The sequence below is a fragment of the Pseudomonas cedrina subsp. cedrina genome, from assembly GCF_001983175.1.
In the GTDB taxonomy this organism is placed as follows: Bacteria; Pseudomonadota; Gammaproteobacteria; order Pseudomonadales; family Pseudomonadaceae; genus Aquipseudomonas; species Aquipseudomonas cedrina.
Genome location: NZ_MNPW01000039.1, coordinates 1 through 1,722 on the forward strand (window position 1 = coordinate 1; position 1,722 = coordinate 1,722).

The window sequence follows — 1,722 nt, forward strand, 5'->3', positions numbered from 1 at the left end:
TAAATCTATTCCAGTTGTAGGAGGTGTTGTTTGGGCATCAGATGCTGTTTCAGTTGCCCAACACTATATAAATAAAAGTTGGAAAAAGAAGGGAATTAAACGATTTAAAGTTACTTATAAATGGAAATATCAATTAGACCCATTAGCTGATGGAGGAGGAATTCCTAAAGCTAAAGTAATTTCAACATCAACAGTAGCACAATACTGATGATCACATTAAATAAAGAAGGAAGAAGTTAAAATTTTTATTTAACTTCTTCCTTCTTTAAAAAGTATCAATTATAACTAATAGTATTGTTACTAATAAAAAAGAGTACCACCCAAAATCAATAAATTTATTCCCAGTTTTTATATCAAATTCTCTTTTAGATGCAATTGATTCAATTAAAGAATACAAACCACCTAACAAGAAAAAAGCTAACACATTTAATTGATTAGTAAAAAGTAAAATCAAAACAAGAATACAAAATATTAAAGTACGAACAAAAGGTAATCTTAAAATATACATCATTTCCCCCCTAAATCTTTTATTAATCTATATATTTCTTCAATTTCCCACTAATTATTTAAAAAACTCTGTATAATTACGATCAATAATTTTTGTTACAATCTCTGAATCTAATACCGATTCTTTAGCAAAAATATAGAGTGCTTTTTGAATTACATCTGTTTTATTTGTCTTAACTCCTTGCTTTTCAAGTGTTTCTACCATTTGTTCTAATAGCTTATAATGAATTTCATCAAGTCTAATATTAATTTGTTTACTCATGTTTATCACCTTTATTTAAAAAATAATACTTTAGCTCATAATTCATCAAATACTTCTATTTCATATTATAACGGAGTATATACATTTTGTATATACAAAATGTATATACTCCGTTATAATATGAAATAGAAGTATTTGATGAATTATGAGCTAAAGTATTATTTTTTAAATAAAGGTGATAAACATGAGTAAACAAATTAATATTAGACTTGATGAAATTCATTATAAGCTATTAGAACAAATGGTAGAAACACTTGAAAAGCAAGGAGTTAAGACAAATAAAACAGATGTAATTCAAAAAGCACTCTATATTTTTGCTAAAGAATCGGTATTAGATTCAGAGATTGTAACAAAAATTATTGATCGTAATTATACAGAGTTTTTTAAATAATTAGTGGGAAATTGAAGAAATATATAGATTAATAAAAGATTTAGGGGGGAAATGATGTATATTTTAAGATTACCTTTTGTTCGTACTTTAATATTTTGTATTCTTGTTTTGATTTTACTTTTTACTAATCAATTAAATGTGTTAGCTTTTTTCTTGTTAGGTGGTTTGTATTCTTTAATTGAATCAATTGCATCTAAAAGAGAATTTGATATAAAAACTGGGAATAAATTTATTGATTTTGGGTGGTACTCTTTTTTATTAGTAACAATACTATTAGTTATAATTGATACTTTTTAAAGAAGGAAGAAGTTAAATAAAAATTTTAACTTCTTCCTTCTTTATTTAATGTGATCATCAGTATTGTGCTACTGTTGATGTTGAAATTACTTTAGCTTTAGGAATTCCTCCTCCATCAGCTAATGGGTCTAATTGATATTTCCATTTATAAGTAACTTTAAATCGTTTAATTCCCTTCTTTTTCCAACTTTTATTTATATAGTGTTGGGCAACTGAAACAGCATCTGATGCCCAAACAACACCTCCTACAACTGGAATAGATTTA

At 25.7% G+C, this 1,722-nt stretch carries 4 protein-coding genes; 2 read left to right on the forward strand and 2 right to left on the reverse strand.

Features of this window, described 5'->3' with window-relative positions; all coding sequences use genetic code 11:
* A partial coding sequence (locus BLL36_RS31160) for a hypothetical protein (protein WP_169922568.1) occupies positions 1–208 on the forward strand: 208 nt, incomplete at its 5' end.
* A gap of 354 nt (positions 209–562) precedes the next feature.
* Here the strand turns inward: BLL36_RS31160 and BLL36_RS30920 are convergent.
* The gene (locus BLL36_RS30920; protein ID WP_047185847.1) at positions 563–769 is read right to left on the reverse strand and encodes a hypothetical protein; all 207 of its coding nucleotides are present in this window, start codon (positions 767–769) and stop codon (positions 563–565) included.
* 184 nt (positions 770–953) lie between these two features.
* On the opposite strand from BLL36_RS30920, the gene BLL36_RS30915 reads away from it, so the two are divergent.
* Positions 954–1,160, forward strand: coding sequence for a hypothetical protein (locus BLL36_RS30915; RefSeq protein WP_047185847.1), 207 nt, complete (start codon positions 954–956; stop codon positions 1,158–1,160).
* A gap of 354 nt (positions 1,161–1,514) precedes the next feature.
* Here the strand turns inward: BLL36_RS30915 and BLL36_RS31155 are convergent.
* The coding region (locus BLL36_RS31155) for a hypothetical protein (RefSeq protein ID WP_169922568.1) at positions 1,515–1,722 on the reverse strand (208 nt) is incomplete at its 5' end.